Genomic DNA, 15,721 nt, shown 5'->3' on the forward strand with positions numbered 1-15,721 from the left:
AGTCGGTCCATAGGGGTAATTAAATGTTATGTTACAACATAACATTATTGGGAGCAAAGTTACCCTCTGAAAACAAGCAAGGCCTGTGTGCTTTGTTACATCTACTTGAGGAAGTTATCCAGCGAATCTGCCAACGTACCAGCGTTAGCCGTTTTGTTCGGTTGTATCTCTTCTATCATGGGTTGGATTCTATCCAAAAGCGGTTGTTTCTTTATTTGAGGGACCATAGCGCGAACGATCACAGCCTTAGCATGTTTGAAATGCGAAAGGGCAGTGAGTGGGTCGTTATCGTGAAGATGGCGCTGCCCTTGGCTAATGTGTGCTTCTGCGACAACGGTGAGGTTCAGCCAGTATAACTCCTGACCATAGTTTCTCGCCAAAGCTTGGGAGAGTTTGCCTTTTTTTAGCATTTCGGCGAGTAGTTTTTCAGTAAAGTTGATATAAATCTGAAAGCGCTTAAGTTCTTTATCGCTGGTAAATTGAGCTGTACCTGGGGCGGTTCTGTCGGCGGTTTCTTTTTGATTGTTTACTTGCGTCATTAAATCTGAATCCGGTGCGAGAAGGCTGATCTCTTCGATCAAGACCATGGCGTGCTGATTCAGCTTTTCCAATATATCGGGTTTACAGCCTGCGCTTCTTAGGGCCGTTATGGCATCTAACGTATGCAGTGTTCGGGTCTGCAGCCACCCTAAGCGGCTGTTTTTCATAGAGGTGTTGTGCTCTTGGCGGGTTATGAAGTAGTTTATAAAGAGCGCAGCTGCACCAACAAGGGCGATAATAGCAATGTATATTAAGTTATCTTGAAGCATTGGGCTTAACTACCTTGGTAAGTCTATGAATTATATAGTCAAGCAGTTGTATTTTTATGCCAATTTCTAAAACAACATATGACAGTTCGATTATAGCTGGTTTAGTTTTTTTTTGTAGACTCGCTTGACCCCGCTACGCTAACCACTTATATATGCTCGCTGTTTTTATGTGCTATCTCTGCCCGAGGATAACCACCCTATGGGAAAATCGCTCGTTATTGTTGAGTCACCCGCAAAAGCCAAGACGATTAATAAGTATCTTGGAAGTCAGTATGTCGTTAAGTCGAGCGTCGGTCATATCCGTGACCTGCCAACGAGCGGAAGCGCCACTAAGTCTGATCCTAAAGCCCGTGCTCGTCAGGCTGCCCTGACCCGCAAAATGTCGCCAGAAGAAAAGCTGATCTACAAGGCTAAAAAGTCTAAAGAGCAGCTGGTGGCACGTATGGGGGTTGATCCTGAGAAAGGTTGGGATGCGCACTACGAAATTCTACCAGGCAAAGAGAAAGTAGTAGAAGAGTTGCGCCGCTTAGCCAAAGAAGCTGACACTATCTATCTCGCAACGGATTTGGACCGCGAAGGGGAGGCTATTGCTTGGCACCTGCGGGAATCTATCGGCGGGGATGATGAGCGCTACCGTCGTGTAGTCTTTAACGAAATCACGAAGAAGGCGATCTCGGCAGCGTTTGAAAAGCCCGGTCATCTGGACATGAATCATGTCAATGCCCAGCAGGCGAGACGATTCTTAGACCGTGTAGTGGGTTATATGCTTTCTCCACTGCTATGGGAAAAGGTCGCCAGAGGGCTTTCTGCAGGGCGAGTTCAGTCGGTGGCTGTTCGTCTTGTTGTGGAGCGGGAAAAAGAGATTCGTGCGTTTATCCCTGAAGAATACTGGGAAGTTCACGCTCAAGCACTAACGGCAGCAGAAGATGCTATCCGCCTACAAGTCGCTAAGGTGGCAGGCGCTGCGTTTAGGCCTTCCTCAGAAGCGGAGACAAATCAGCATCTTGAGGCGTTACAGGCTTCGAGCTTGACGGTGCTGAGTCGTGATGACCGGCCAACCAGCAGCAAACCCTCTGCACCTTTTATTACGTCAACACTTCAGCAGGCAGCGAGTACCCGTTTAGGGTTTGGCGTTAAGAAAACCATGATGATGGCACAGCGTCTATATGAGGCCGGCTATATCACCTATATGCGTACGGACTCGACTAACTTGAGTGCCGAAGCGGTAGAAAGTTGTCGTGCATATATCGGTGATCATTATGGCAGTAAATACCTGCCGGAAGCTGCAAATCGCTATTCTAGCAAAGAGGGGGCACAAGAGGCCCATGAGGCGATCCGCCCCTCAGATGTTAATGTAGAACCTGCGAATCTAAACGGCATGGAGCGGGATGCCGAGCGACTCTATGATTTGATTCGTCGTCAATTTATTGCCTGTCAAATGACACCTGCCCAGTACACAAGTACGCGTATTACTGTGAAGTCGGGCGAATATGAGCTTACCACGAAAGGGCGTATTCTGCGCTTTGATGGTTATACCCGCGTAATGGCGAGTAAAGGTAAGAATGATGAGGATATTATTCTTCCGGATGTGGCGGCAGGTGAAGAACTTGTCCTGAAATCGCTTGACCCTAAACAACATTTCACGAAACCAACCGCACGATATACTGAAGCAAGTTTGGTTAAAGAGTTGGAAAAAAGGGGAATCGGCCGTCCATCGACGTATGCGTCGATTATCTCAACGATTCAAGATCGCGGTTATGTAGAAATCCAAAACCGACGTTTCTATGCCTGTAAAATGGGCGATATCGTGGTTGAACGTTTGGCCGAAAACTTTACTGATCTCATGGATTACAGCTTCACCGCACGAATGGAAGATGCGCTTGATGATATCGCGCAGGGTGAGGCTGAGTGGAAAGTCTTGCTAGACCGTTTCTATCAAGGTTTCACACGACGCCTTGAAGAAGCACAAGATCCAGAAAATGGGATGCGGCCTAACAGCCCTACTGATACGAATATACCGTGCCCTGAGTGTGATCGTCATATGATGATTCGCACCGGCAGCACGGGGGTGTTCCTAGGGTGTTCTGGGTATAGTTTGCCACCTAAAGAACGCTGCAAAGCAACCATCAACCTGACCTCTGGTGATGAAGTGGTGAGCGTTGATGGAGATGACGAAGAAGAGTCGCGGATTCTACGTAACAAGCACCGCTGTAAGCTATGTGATAGTGCGATGGATAGCTACTTGATCGATGAGCACCGCAAGCTACACGTCTGCGGGAATAACCCTGATTGTCCGGGTTATGAAGTCGAGCAGGGGCAGTACCGTATTAAGGGGTATGATGGGCCTTCGTTAGAATGTGATAAGTGTGGTTCTGAGATGCAGCTTAAAACGGGCCGTTTTGGCAAGTTCTTCGGCTGCACAAACGCGGAATGTAAAAACACACGTAAACTGCTCAAAAATGGCGAAGCGGCTCCTCCAAAAATGGACCCTGTGCCGATGCCAGAGCTGGCCTGTGAAAAAGTTGAGGATACCTATATTCTGCGCGATGGTGCGTCGGGGTTATTCTTAGCGGCGAGTCAGTTCCCAAAAAATCGTGAAACCCGTGCCCCTAAGGTGGTCGAGTTATTGCCGCATCAATCGGAGATTGATGAGAAATACAGCTTCTTATTTAGTGCGCCCACGCATGATATGGAAGGCAATGAGACTATTGTGCGATATAGCCGCAAAACCAAGGAGCAGTATGTGATGACCGAGGTCAATGGCAAAGCGACCGGTTGGAAGGCATTCTATGCAGATGGTAAATGGGCGGTTGAAGAGCCTAAAGCGAAGAAAAAATAAACACGGTTGGGTATTAACAGGGGCGTAGCATGAGTAATGTCTATCTGGTCAGGACGAATCAGAAAATCAACTTTGCCCGCATCCATATGGATGCGCTGGCGGAGGCTCACGAATCGACAGGTTGGAGTAAGCACGCCGAAATTGAGTCTTATAATGAGTCTGTTCTTTTTCATTTGGCGTCGGCATATGGTGCTTTTTTGCGGGAAGTCGCGGAGAAGTATCGCTTTGATCCTGCGTTAGTCTCTAGGCTATCTGATCTGGAACGCTTGCTAGAAGGCTCTGGTCAGGAGTCACCTGAGCTTTCAGAATTAAATGCTTTGGAGAAAAACGAAGCAAGTTGGTTGCATAAAATGCTGGCAGCCTATGATGCATGTTGGAAAGCGGCTGATCATCAGACGGCAACCGCCAATGAGAAAGTCAGTATTTCAGAAATACATGTTATTCAGATCAATCCTAATCATGCCGAAGATAAAGATATTTTGGCTGAGTATAAGGGGTGGCTGAATGAGTTTCGCGCCTTGGTTGAAAGATTAAGAGCCGATATGCAAGAGTGGTAACAGTAAAGACAGGCACAATACAAATAGATAAATGCTATGCGTAAAGCTGGTGAGGTAGAACCGAAGGAAGCATCCGGGCTTCCAATACCTGTTACACTCCATTAAGGCATTCGGTCGATTCAGTGGTGTTGGCGTCCTCGGATGAGGATGCCATTACTGTGGCCATGCAGTGCTGAATGTTCAAGGGCCTGCATCTCAGTGTCTGAAAGGTCCCCCGTCCAACTTATAACGGCATGGCAGGTACCTGCACGCAGGGCTTTTTGTGCTAACTCAAGCGTTGAGTGCTGCTCGTTCGGGTAAAGCATGATGACTTTTTTCAGATCCACACCGGCATCGAGCAGCAGCGCTTTAGGTAGCTGGCTAGGTGGCGATACCCATACGAACCAGCGATCACTATGGCTGAGTTGAGCCAGTAATGGCATCAGCATAGGGATCTCAGTAATATCACCACATTGCGTAACAATCTCTGTTATTTTGCCAAAGGCTGACGAGGTTGTCGGTTTGCGGCGAATCTCACTAACATCTGTTTTGCGCAGTAAAGGAGCAGGGAACGGAATTACCGTATTCAATGCTTGCATTATGGCTCACTCCCTTGTCGGATAACGCCCACGCCTAATCCTTCGATCGAAATCGTTTGTTGTCGAAGGTCAACCTCAATGGGAGGAAACTCCTCATTCTCGGCGATCAAGTAGACCATGTGGCCTTCCTTCTTGAAGCGCTTGACCGTGACTTCATCTTCGATGCGGGCAACAACAATTTGCCCTTTTTTTGCGTCGTTGCATTGATGAACCGCCAATAGGTCACCGTCCATAATACCGATATCTTTCATACTGGTACCGTGGACTCGTAACAGATAGTTCGCCGGTGGATGAAAGAAGCTGGAGGAGATCGTGCAGTGCTCCTCGATATGTTCTTGAGCAAGAATAGGTGATCCGGCAGCAACGCGACCGATAACAGGTATACCTTCGGGTTCGCTCTCAATTTCAGGTAGGCGGATACCGCGGGATGTACCAGGAATAATCTCGATGGCGCCTTTTCGAGCGAGCGCTTTAAGGTGCTCTTCTGCCGCATTAGCAGATTTGAAGCCGAGGCTTCTGGCGATATCTGCACGGGTAGGTGGATAGCCAGTCGCGTCGATATGGTCACGAATACACTCTAATACTTCTGATTGTCTTTTTGTCAGTTTCATGATCGTGCCTGTTTTTTTATACAGTACATGTGATTATATACAGGCAAACTTTGATGTAAAGTAATTTTCTGTTTATATATCCAGTATCTTGATATGATCCACGCCAAAAACTGGTCGAGTATACGTTTTGTTAAGTGACACCCTTAAAAATTCGATCCAATCCTCTTATCGGCGTTTTCTGTCCGAACAGAACTTAAAGCCAAGGTATGGGCAAAAGATGATGATTGCGCATATCGCTCGGGTATTGGGCAGTATTGATACCAATGAGAAAGGGGAGCGCCGAGGCGGTAATCATGTCTGCCTGATAGAGGCCGGAACCGGTACGGGTAAAACAATGGCTTATCTATTAAGTGCCATTCCTATCGCCCAGTCCTGTGGTAAATCATTGGTGCTATCTACGGCGACAGTCGCGCTTCAGGAACAGCTGCTTAACAAAGACTTGCCAGAAGTATCTAAATTGCTGGAGCTTCCCATTCGATTTGTGCTGGCAAAAGGGCGTGGACGTTATTTCTGTATCAGCCAGGCAGAAAAACTGCTTGAGTCACAGCACGAACTTGGACAAATGGCGCTCTATGAAGATGAAATAGACCACAAACTAGATGAGGACTCACTCGCTTTCTACCAAGGACTGCTTAATCAGTTTGCGTCAGGCGCATGGGATGGGGATAGGGATTCATTAACAGAAGAGATTGAAGAGCAGCGCTGGTCGCCAATGACGAGTGATCACACCCGCTGTACTAACCGTCGCTGCAGTAACTTTTCGGTTTGCCCTTTCTACCGATCGAGAGATGCAATGGATAAGGCGGATATCGTCGTCGCAAACCATGATTTGGTTTTAGCAGATCTTTCGTTAGGTGGCGGAGCCATTTTGCCGGAACCCTCTTCAACCATCTATGTGTTTGATGAGGGGCATCATCTGTCGGCGAAAGCAACCGGACACTTCTCTTACAGCATGCGGGTAAAAGGGACGCAGCGCTGGCTTAAGTCGGCAACTAAGCAGCTTGATCATATGCTCGATGAGTGTGATGGACATGCCGTGCTGTCGCAATATGTTGATAAAATGAGCCCTGCCCGTCAGGAGATGGACACCTTGTTGGATCAATACCAGGTCGCATTAAGGGCTAAGCTGTTTGATCTGCAGCAGCGACCGTCGTCTGATCGTTATCGCTTCCCTAAAGGGGTGTTACCTGATGACTTAATGGCACTTTCGTTAGCTTTAAGTCGTGAGGCTGAACGTTGGATGATTAAAGCTGAGCAAATCGTTGATCTCTTGAAAGAGGCCTTAGATGGAGGGGTGCCTGAGATTAATCGTGATGTGGCAGAGCGCTGGTATCCGCGCATGGGGCAGTTGTGGATGCGTGCGCAATCGCTCTACTGGCTAAACAAAAGTTATTCTCAGCCAGATCCGCAGGGTGTAGCACCCACGGCTCGTTGGATCAATTTGACCGAAGCGTCTGATGGTGTGGATTATGAGTGTCGTAGCAGCCCAGTATCCGCTGCTGATACTTTGCAAAATCATCTCTGGGATCATTGTTTTGGAGCCGTTGTTACCTCGGCAACATTAACGGCACTCGGCATGTTCACCCGTATTATCGATGACTTGGGGTTACCCTCGGATGTGCTGTGTGAGCGCTTGCCAAGCCCTTTCGACTACGCGGGGGCTGCGGTATTATCAGTACCAAAAATGGAAAGTGATCCAGGCAAACCTGATGATCATACGCAAGAAGTGATTCAGTACTTAAATCAGCATTTGCCAACATCTGAAGCGGCGCTGGTTTTATTTAGCTCTTGGCGCCAGATGTTTTCGGTGCTGGAGAATACGCCAGAGAAGATCCGTGCTAAAGTACTGGCGCAGGGCGACCTGACTAAGAATGAGATCATTCGTAGCCATAAAGCACGAATAGACGAGAATGAACATAGCATTATTTTTGGATTGGCCTCTTTTGCGGAAGGGGTCGACCTCCCAGGTAAGTACCTGACCGAGGTAATTATTACTAAACTACCGTTTGGCGTACCCGATGATCCTGTGGACGCCACCATGGCTGAATGGATAGAGCAGCGTGGAGGTAATGCGTTTATGGAGTGGACGGTGCCGGAAGCATCGATTCGCCTGACACAGGCAGCTGGCCGTTTATTACGTACAGAGCAGGACCGTGGGCAGATTATTTTGCTGGATCGTCGGGTAGTGACCCGTCGTTATGGTCGTCAGCTGTTAGATGCACTACCGCCATTTCGGCGAGAAATCAGTTAAAGTGAGTAAAAAATTGGAAGAAGTAACCCAAACCGTGCAAGACGCTACATCCGATACTGTTGATAACAACAAGGAAGATGCGCAAGCTTCTAAGAGTGAGCGAGCCAGCAAACGTCGGCCGTCAGATCGTAAAAAAAGTAGTCAGCATGAACGCTGGACACCATCAGAATTTGTTGTCGCAAAAGTTGAAGGCAAAAAGCGCTTTCATGACTTTTCGCTACCGGATCCCCTGATGCGCGCTGTCCATGATTTAGGCTTTGAGTACTGCACACCCATTCAGGCAGAAACCATTAAACCTGCTCTGGAAGGCAAGGATATTATCGGCAAGGCCCAAACGGGTACCGGTAAAACAGCAGCGTTTCTTGTCGGTATTATTACAGACCTGTTGGATTTCCAACTTGAGGACAAACAGCGTAAGGGTGAGCCTCGTGCTTTGATTATTGCCCCTACGCGAGAGCTGGCGTTACAGATTGCCGCTGATGCTGAGCTGTTATGCAAATACACCGACCTACGTGTTATCTCCATGGTAGGTGGCATGGACTATGAAAAGCAGCGTAAACAGCTTAAAGCAGGGCCGGTTGATATTTTGGTGGCAACGCCAGGTCGATTGATCGACTTTGTGCGCTCCAAAGAGGTGGATCTATATAACGTCGAAGTGCTTGTATTGGATGAGGCAGACCGTATGCTCAGCATGGGGTTCATCCCTGATGTACGCACGATTATCCGCAACACGCCGCGTAAAGGGGATGAGCGTCAAACCCTGCTGTATAGCGCTACATTTACCGATGATATTATGAATTTGGCCCGCCAATGGACTAAAGATCCCGTTCAGATTGAGATCGAGGCAGAAAAACGTTCGACGGATAACATCAGCCAGAAAGTATTTTTGGTTTCCAGTCATGAAAAGTACAAGTTGTTGCGTAATTACATTCGCGTTAACAACATTGAGCGCGTCATCGTGTTTGGTAATCGTCGCCACGAAACCCGTGATCTGGCCGAAAAGCTACGCAAAGATGGTGTAAAAGCCGCGCTCATGTCAGGCGAGATCCCACAGCATAAGCGTGTAAAAACCTTAGAAGATTTCCGAAATGGCAAGATCGAAGTACTGGTGGCAACGGATGTGGCAGGCCGTGGTATCCATATTGATGGTGTAACTCATGTGGTCAACTATCAATTACCGGAAGATGCGGATGATTACGTGCACCGTATCGGTCGTACAGGGCGTGCCGGGGCATCGGGAACATCTATCTGCTTTGCCTGTGAAAACGACTCCTTTATGATTCCCGATATTGAAGCCGAAACGGGAGTCAAATTGGAATGTATCCACCCTGATGAAGAGTTGTTGGCTGATCTGTATCCGGTTGGCCAGAAGCCAGTAGCGCCAGTGGTTTCTGATGTCGAAGTACAAGATGATGTAACTGTATCGAGTGAAAATACCCCAAACGAAGAGGAGAAAAACCAGACTCATGTCTGAAGATCGTCATAAAACCCGGCTAATCTCTAAGGTGTTGGCAATTATTGTTAGCGCTCTGTTTGCAGCGTTCGGCGTTGCAGGTTATCAGCGCACCGGTGACCTAACACAGCTTATGGTATTTATTGGATTGTCGGTGTTAGCTTACGTGATTGTAGTGTTTATCTTTAAGGGTATAGACCGGTTGCTCGATAGTATTGATGATCGGTAGCCGTCGTTAAGGAATCGGTATGAATGCAAAGCAGCAGAAAGTTGCTGTGTTAGGTGGCGGTAGTTTTGGAACCGTCATTGCTAACATCATGGCAGAAAAGGGCATCTGTGTATCCCAGTGGATGCGTGATGCCACCAGAGCAGAAGAGATTAACCAGCGCCATCTGAACTCTCGTTATCTTCCGGACTACCCATTGTCAGACTCCTTGGTAGCAACCACCGATATAGCGGAAGCAGTCAAAGGGGCGCAGTTGGTGTTTGTATCCATCCCGAGCCAAAGCTTTAGGGAAGTGGTGAGAATGGCAAAACCCTACCTAGTAGCAGGTCAGGGAGTGATAAGTACCACTAAAGGTATCGAAGGTGAAACCTTTAGTCTCATGAGCCAGATACTGTGTGACGAGCTGCCTGATGCCCGCGTAGGGGTTCTGAGTGGGCCAAATTTGGCGAAAGAGGTTGCTAAGCACCAGTTAACGGCAACCGTTATTGCTAGTGATGATGAAGCTTTACGTAGCGAAGTGCAGGATGCCTTGCACCAGTCCTATTTTCGGGTCTACGCCAGCTCAGATAAGTATGGTGTTGAGTTAGGCGGTACATTGAAAAACATCTACGCCATTGCCGCTGGGCTAAGTGCTGCATTGGGGATGGGTGAAAATACAAAAAGCATGTTGATGACGCGTAGCTTGGCCGAAATGAGCCGGTTCGCTGTCAGCATGGGCGCAAACCCTATGACGTTTTTAGGGCTGGCAGGCGTAGGCGATCTTATTGTTACGTGTATGTCTCCGCTGAGCCGTAATTACCGTGTTGGTTACGCGTTAGGCAGCGGCCAAACACTGAATGAAGCGGTTGATGCGTTGGGTGAGGTGGCTGAAGGTGTTAATACTATTCGTATTATCAAGGCCAAAGCGGATGAGCAAAATATCTACATGCCTTTAGTGTCTGGTTTGTATGAAGTTGTGTTTAATGGGGCTCATGTGCAAGAGGTTGCGAAAACCTTAATGACTAGCGAGCAAAGTACGGATGTTGAATTTGTCTTACCAAGGGATGCGGTGTGATATGTTGATACTGATGCGTCATGGAGAAGCGGACTGGAATGCCACAACAGACGAAAGCCGTTGCCTGACGGAGAAAGGGATCTCTTTTGTCCGTCAGCAAGCTGCTGAGGTGGCAGACTTTGCACCGAATATCAGTAAAATTATTTGCAGCCCTTACCGACGTACCTGTCAAACGGCTCGACTGATGCAGCAGTCGTTAGGCGGTATTGAAATCGTCGAAGATGAGCGCCTCACGCCCGACGTGCCGGTTTCTGAAGCCATAACGGCGTTAGAGGCACATTGGCAGGATAACTTACTCGTAGTGACACATCAGCCACTTATTGGCTATCTGGTAAGCTATTTAATAGAAGGGGATATGCGTTCCCCCGAGCCTTTACTCCCGGGTCATCGAGTCTCTCTTGCACTGGATTGGCCTGCTGCGGGCATGGCTACGCGCTTGATTGAAAAATAACAGCGCAATTCGTGTGCTGCTCTGATACCTTATCCATATGAAAGAAAGAGAATTTTTGATCGGCGACTTTCGATTGAAAGCGCTGGAGTCCGGAGAGCGTGGTCAGCCTTTGCTATTGGCTTTGCACGGTTGGTTAGACAATGCTGCGACCTTTAATGAGCTGCGTACGCATTTTCCTCATCATCACTTTATTGCATTGGATCTGGCCGGGCACGGTTTATCGGATCATAGACCCTCATCAATGCCCTATTACATATGGGACAACGTTAGCGATCTATTAAGTGTATTAGACCAATTAGGTGTCGATAAAGTCACCTTAATTGGGCACTCCATGGGGGCAAGCATCGCTGCATTATTTGCCGGCGCTTTTCCTGATCGTATTGAGCGTTTACACCTGATCGAAGGATTAGCGCCGCTCGTATATGAAGAGAGTGAGCTGCCGGTACTGATGTCCGACGCTATTATAAAGCGACGAAAAATGATGGAAAAACTCTTACGGCCATATCCCGATAAAGAGTCAGCCATACAAGCCCGTATGCGAGGTCGATGGCCGGTTTGTCGCCAAGCAGCAGAGTGGCTTATTGAGCGAGGGCTAAAGCGCCAAGATGACGGCTTTGTATGGCGTAGTGACCCAGGATTGATGTTGCCCTCCATCTTACGCATGACCGAAGGGCATGTAACGGCGTTTTTAAAGAAGATCGAAGTACCCGTCAGCGTTTATCTTGGTGAGACCGGCCTGTTTGATGAGAGCTGGCGCGCGCGTATAAAACATTTACAACAAAGTGAAGTGTTTTGGTTTAACGGCAATCATCATCTTCATTTAGAACCGATAGCCGCTCGTCTGATTGCCGACGCAATTAAAGCAGTAGATTAAGGAATGTTTTAACGAAACGGTGATCTAAAACTAAAATAAAATCAGGTAGTAACATAATGTGGTTTAAACGGATTACAACACTCATTTTGATACTTACCAGTGCTGTCGCGCTGGCTGAATCAGATATTAGTGGCTCGACCGATAGTAAAGCACTGGATCGTTTTCGAGGGTCTTATATTGTTGAATATGACCGCCAGGCTGCCATTGATTATCTGCTACCTTTAGGCAGCATTGAAAAGGTAAATGGTGCGGAGCGGCCAGAAAAGGCAGAGCGCCTCAGTGGTAAGTTGACCCGAATTACCTACCGTATCCCCGAAGGGCACCGTACGCGGGAGGTCTATGAATTTTTCTCTGAGCAGTTAGCCGCGCAACGCGCTGAAACACTCTTTAGCTGTCGTGGCCGGGAATGTGGCAGTAGTGCTTACTGGGCCAACCAAATATTCGATCGATCAAAGCTTTATGGTGTTGAGCGTTCTCAATATTACCATGTAGCGAGCCTGCCGGGTTTGACGGTTGTGATGTATATCATTGAGCGGGGCAACCTTCGCCTATATGCCCACTTGGATTTAATTGAAACAGATGCGGCAGCGCGAATCGTGACGACACTTTCTCAAGTCGGTTATGTCGATCTAGCCGTGGATGAACTGCCAACTGAGGACGTGTTGCAACAGCTTGAGCCACGTTTGGCGAGCTTTAATCGCTCAGCGGTGGTCGTGGTGCACCATCAGGGAGAGAATTTAGCAGATGCTCAGGAAAAATCAGAAGCTACAGCCAATGAGCTAAGAGCTTTGCTCAACGATAATGGATTAAGACATGTTGCTGTCAAAGCATTAGGGGCTTTAGCGCCTTCGGTGCTGGGTAATAGCCAGCTTAAAGTCGTGCTCGTTGCCGGGAGTGATAAGCCATGACAACTGTTTCTCTTGCCTTGGGTAGCGGTGGGGCGAGGGGGTACGCCCATATTGGTGTGATCGAAGCGCTAGAAGCTCGCGGTTATCAGATAAATTGTATTGCTGGCAGCTCCATGGGAGCACTAATCGGTGGGCTGTATGCGTCGGGTGCACTTGAAAACTATAAAAGTTGGGTAGAGGGGCTTTCACGTCTCAACATTATTCAACTACTTGACGTAACTTTTAGTATGGGTGCAATTCGTGGTGAGCGCTTATATGACAAACTCTCTAATCTTACTGGCAACCCTAAGATCGAAGATCTACCTATTCAGTTTACCGCAGTAGCTACGGATATAGTCCACCAAAAAGAGGTTTGGTTTCAGCGTGGGTCTTTGATGGAAGCTATACGTGCTTCGATCGCCGTACCTGGAGTATTTACGCCGGTAGTAGAGGAACACCGTGTGTTAGTCGATGGGGGTGTTTTAAACCCTTTGCCGATCGTACCAACCGTTGCCGCACATTCTGACCTTATCATAGCCGTTGATCTGAACACTAACCCTGTCATGCCGGAAGTAAAACTGCCTCATCCGCGTATTGATGAAGCGCGCAGATTCGAAGATGGCATCTTCTCCTTCCTTAAGTCAAAAGACCCGGAAGACAGCAAATTTAAGCTGGATAGCAATATCGATATTATTATGACTTCGCTGGAAGTGATGCAAGGCTCATTGAGCCAATACAAAATCGCAGGTTATCCGCCGGACTTATTGATTAATATCCCGTCTGAAGTTTGCCGCTTTCACGATTTTCACCGTGCGAAAGATGTTATAGAGGTTGGCCGTAAAGTAGCTGATAAAGCACTGGATGATCTAGAAAGGCGAGCCTATGAAGCCGCGCAAATTAACCCTTAAACAGGAAAACTGTCTGAGGGTTAATTGCGTTCGATAAATGGGTGTTATTAGTTAATAAGTGATAAAAACTCAGCGCGTGTTTCTGGTTTACTACGGAATGTACCCAGCATCATAGATGTTTTCATTGAGCCGTTTTGCTTTTCGACACCGCGCATCATCATGCACATATGTTTCGCTTCGATGACCACGCCCACACCTTTAGCGTCCGTCACAGACATGATTGCCTCGGCGATCTCTTTCGTCATGTTCTCTTGAATCTGCAAACGGCGAGCGTACATATCGACAATACGTGCAATCTTCGAAAGACCAATCACTTTGCCATCAGGAATATAAGCCACATGAGCTTTGCCAATAAAAGGCAGTAGATGGTGTTCGCACAGAGAATACAACTCGATATCTTTAACCAGCACCATTTCGCTATTATCAGAAGGAAAGAGCGCGTTATTCACCACTTCTTCAAGGGATTGCTGATAACCGCGCGTGAGATAGGCCATTGCTTTCGCCGCACGTGCGGGTGTATCAACCAATCCTTCACGGGTTAGGTCTTCGCCAACCTGTTCAATAATTGCGGCGTATGCTTTTTCCATCACTGGTAAAAATCCCCTGTCATCTGGATCAAAAAAGGGAGCTAACTTACGCGAACATGACAGTTGCGTAAAGTAGCGGATGTTAAATTATGGCTTAGATTGACGTAAAAGCACATATAAGGCACCCGAGCCACCGTCACGAGGCTGGGCAGAGCAAAACGCCAAGACGGGAGCAAGTTGTCGGAGCCAATCATTCACATAGGACTTTAGCACCGGTTGCTGCCCGGACTGACTAAACGCTTTGCCGTGGACGACGATCACAGAACGCATCCCTTGGCGATGAGCATCCCGAATAAACGCGCTCAACTCATCTCGGGCGGTATCAACCGTCATACCGTGTAGATCAATACCGGCTTCCCAAGGAACATGGCCTTTGCGTAAGCGCTTCATAACGCGGATCTGCACACCAGGGGCTGCAAATAGCAACTCTTCATCAGACTCGACAATCTCCACCGCTTCGCTGGATAAGCCGTCGATCACCTGTTCGCTTTCGGCTTCTGCCATAGCCCGGTGGTAAGCGCGTGATCTATCCTTACGAATAGGGCCGTTGGTTCGTAATGTCGCTTTGTCGTGTTTTAACGGGCTGACATCCCCCATTAATGACGTAAAGGAGATATCTTCCGGGCTCTTTTGATCCTTAGACATGGCGCAGGCGAGGTGAATTCATTAAACTGTCGGGCCTTAATAAGCTAGAGCCGGGTATTATCCCGATTGTTATGATGATAGATCAAGAGCCGCTGTTAACAGAATTCAAAACCGTGCGTGATTTTGTACGCTGGACCTGTAGTTTAATGAACCAGCAACAGGTTTTTTTGGGCCATGGCAACGTCTCCACGTGGGATGAATCGGTACAACTGGTGTTGGCCGCACTCTACTTGCCTTGGAACAGTGACCCTGCGGTGATGGATAGCCGGTTATTACCCACAGAAAAGGCGCGTATCATCAGTTTTGTGCGTGATCGTGTTGAGGCACGTAAACCGCTGCCATATATCACGCAAGAAGCGTGGTTTATGGGGATGCCATTCTATGTGGACGAGCGCGTATTGATCCCCCGTTCACCGATTGCTCAACTGATCGAAACCGAGTTTTCACCCTTCTTGCGCCCCGGTTTAGTCGAAAGCGTACTGGACCTGTGTACCGGCAGTGGCTGCATCGGCATCGCTTGCGCCTATACCTTTGAAGAAGCCGAAGTCGATTTAGTGGATATATCCGAAGACGCCTTAGATGTAGCCCAAACCAATGTCGAGAAGCACGAGCTGGCCGAACAGGTTAATGTGATTCATAGTGATCTATTTAATGGGCTCGAGGGCAAACGTTATGACTTGATCGTATCGAACCCACCTTATGTCGATAAACCAGACTTTGACAGCATGCCTGAGGAGTTTCAACATGAGCCAGAATTGGCACTCACCTCGGGAGAGGATGGCTTAGATATCACACGGCGCATCTTACGCGAAGCGTGTGACCACCTAAACGACGAAGGGCTGCTTGTGGTTGAAGTCGGCAACAGCGAAGTCCATCTGATGACGCAGTTCCCCCATGTGCCTCTCATATGGGTAGACCTGCCCGAAGGCGGCAATGGTGTCTTTGCCATTACCAAAGAAGAACTCGCGCAATACCGCGACGAATTTTGACA

16 protein-coding genes are annotated in these 15,721 nt (G+C 48.1%); 11 read left to right on the forward strand and 5 right to left on the reverse strand.

The genetic code is table 11. The features are described from left to right. Positions 1–101 precede the first annotated feature (101 nt). The gene (locus F0U83_RS06720) at positions 102–809 is read right to left on the reverse strand and encodes a DNA topoisomerase I (RefSeq protein WP_138988457.1); all 708 of its coding nucleotides are present in this window, start codon (positions 807–809) and stop codon (positions 102–104) included. Between the two features lie 199 nt (positions 810–1,008). Here F0U83_RS06720 and topA point away from each other — a divergent pair, with 199 nt between their 5' ends. Both topA and F0U83_RS06730 read left to right on the forward strand, forming a co-directional pair. Continuing rightward, positions 1,009–3,648, forward strand: coding sequence for a type I DNA topoisomerase (gene topA / locus F0U83_RS06725; protein ID WP_138988456.1), 2,640 nt, complete (start codon positions 1,009–1,011; stop codon positions 3,646–3,648). A gap of 29 nt (positions 3,649–3,677) precedes the next feature. Next, on the forward strand, positions 3,678–4,205 hold the full coding sequence (locus F0U83_RS06730) for a DUF6586 family protein (RefSeq protein WP_138988455.1): 528 nt from the start codon (positions 3,678–3,680) through the stop codon (positions 4,203–4,205). A gap of 119 nt (positions 4,206–4,324) precedes the next feature. On the opposite strand, the gene F0U83_RS06735 is transcribed toward F0U83_RS06730, so the two are convergent. Together F0U83_RS06735 and lexA are read right to left on the reverse strand one after the other, a co-directional pair. After that, positions 4,325–4,783, reverse strand: a complete 459-nt coding sequence (locus F0U83_RS06735; RefSeq protein WP_138988454.1) for a cell division inhibitor SulA — start codon at positions 4,781–4,783, stop codon at positions 4,325–4,327. Continuing rightward, positions 4,783–5,394 (reverse strand): transcriptional repressor LexA, encoded by a 612-nt coding sequence (lexA, locus tag F0U83_RS06740; RefSeq protein ID WP_150036802.1) that lies wholly within the window; start codon positions 5,392–5,394, stop codon positions 4,783–4,785. The genes F0U83_RS06735 and lexA overlap by 1 nt, the downstream gene beginning before the upstream one ends. Positions 5,395–5,521: 127 nt before the next feature. Between lexA and dinG the strand changes: the two genes are divergently transcribed. The 8 genes from dinG to F0U83_RS06780 are packed head-to-tail and all read left to right on the forward strand — an operon-like array spanning position 5,522 to position 13,498. After that, positions 5,522–7,645, forward strand: a complete 2,124-nt coding sequence (gene dinG / locus F0U83_RS06745) for an ATP-dependent DNA helicase DinG (RefSeq protein ID WP_138988452.1) — start codon at positions 5,522–5,524, stop codon at positions 7,643–7,645. A gap of 1 nt (position 7,646) precedes the next feature. Further along, a complete protein-coding gene (gene rhlB, locus F0U83_RS06750) occupies positions 7,647–9,119 on the forward strand; it encodes an ATP-dependent RNA helicase RhlB (RefSeq protein ID WP_246077844.1) in 1,473 nt (490 codons plus the stop codon). Then, positions 9,112–9,327 (forward strand): hypothetical protein, encoded by a 216-nt coding sequence (locus F0U83_RS06755; protein ID WP_138988450.1) that lies wholly within the window; start codon positions 9,112–9,114, stop codon positions 9,325–9,327. The genes rhlB and F0U83_RS06755 overlap by 8 nt, the downstream gene beginning before the upstream one ends. 19 nt (positions 9,328–9,346) lie before the next feature. Then, positions 9,347–10,378: an NAD(P)H-dependent glycerol-3-phosphate dehydrogenase gene (locus F0U83_RS06760; protein ID WP_138988449.1), complete on the forward strand. Its 1,032-nt coding sequence runs from the start codon at positions 9,347–9,349 to the stop codon at positions 10,376–10,378. 1 nt (position 10,379) lies between these two features. Beyond that, positions 10,380–10,829: a SixA phosphatase family protein gene (locus tag F0U83_RS06765; RefSeq protein ID WP_170221892.1), complete on the forward strand. Its 450-nt coding sequence runs from the start codon at positions 10,380–10,382 to the stop codon at positions 10,827–10,829. Between the two features lie 37 nt (positions 10,830–10,866). Continuing rightward, positions 10,867–11,703: an alpha/beta fold hydrolase gene (locus tag F0U83_RS06770; protein ID WP_138988447.1), complete on the forward strand. Its 837-nt coding sequence runs from the start codon at positions 10,867–10,869 to the stop codon at positions 11,701–11,703. A 56-nt stretch (positions 11,704–11,759) separates the two neighbouring features. Then, the gene (locus tag F0U83_RS06775; RefSeq protein WP_138988446.1) at positions 11,760–12,611 is read left to right on the forward strand and encodes a DUF4892 domain-containing protein; all 852 of its coding nucleotides are present in this window, start codon (positions 11,760–11,762) and stop codon (positions 12,609–12,611) included. Beyond that, positions 12,608–13,498 (forward strand): patatin-like phospholipase family protein, encoded by an 891-nt coding sequence (locus F0U83_RS06780; RefSeq protein WP_138988445.1) that lies wholly within the window; start codon positions 12,608–12,610, stop codon positions 13,496–13,498. Before F0U83_RS06775 ends, F0U83_RS06780 begins: the two co-directional genes overlap by 4 nt. Before the next feature lie 47 nt (positions 13,499–13,545). Here F0U83_RS06780 and folE read toward each other — a convergent pair whose 3' ends face one another. Continuing rightward, complete coding sequence (gene folE, locus F0U83_RS06785) at positions 13,546–14,085, reverse strand: GTP cyclohydrolase I FolE (RefSeq protein WP_138988444.1); 540 nt, start codon at positions 14,083–14,085, stop codon at positions 13,546–13,548. An 87-nt stretch (positions 14,086–14,172) separates the two neighbouring features. After that, a complete protein-coding gene (locus tag F0U83_RS06790) occupies positions 14,173–14,730 on the reverse strand; it encodes a Smr/MutS family protein (RefSeq protein WP_138988443.1) in 558 nt (185 codons plus the stop codon). A 71-nt stretch (positions 14,731–14,801) separates the two neighbouring features. Here F0U83_RS06790 and prmB point away from each other — a divergent pair, with 71 nt between their 5' ends. Further along, complete coding sequence (gene prmB, locus F0U83_RS06795; protein WP_138988442.1) at positions 14,802–15,719, forward strand: 50S ribosomal protein L3 N(5)-glutamine methyltransferase; 918 nt, start codon at positions 14,802–14,804, stop codon at positions 15,717–15,719. The last annotated feature ends 2 nt before the right edge of the window (positions 15,720–15,721 follow it).

Origin of the sequence: Neptunomonas concharum (assembly GCF_008630635.1) — a bacterium.
Classification (GTDB): Bacteria; Pseudomonadota; Gammaproteobacteria; order Pseudomonadales; family Balneatricaceae; genus Neptunomonas; species Neptunomonas concharum.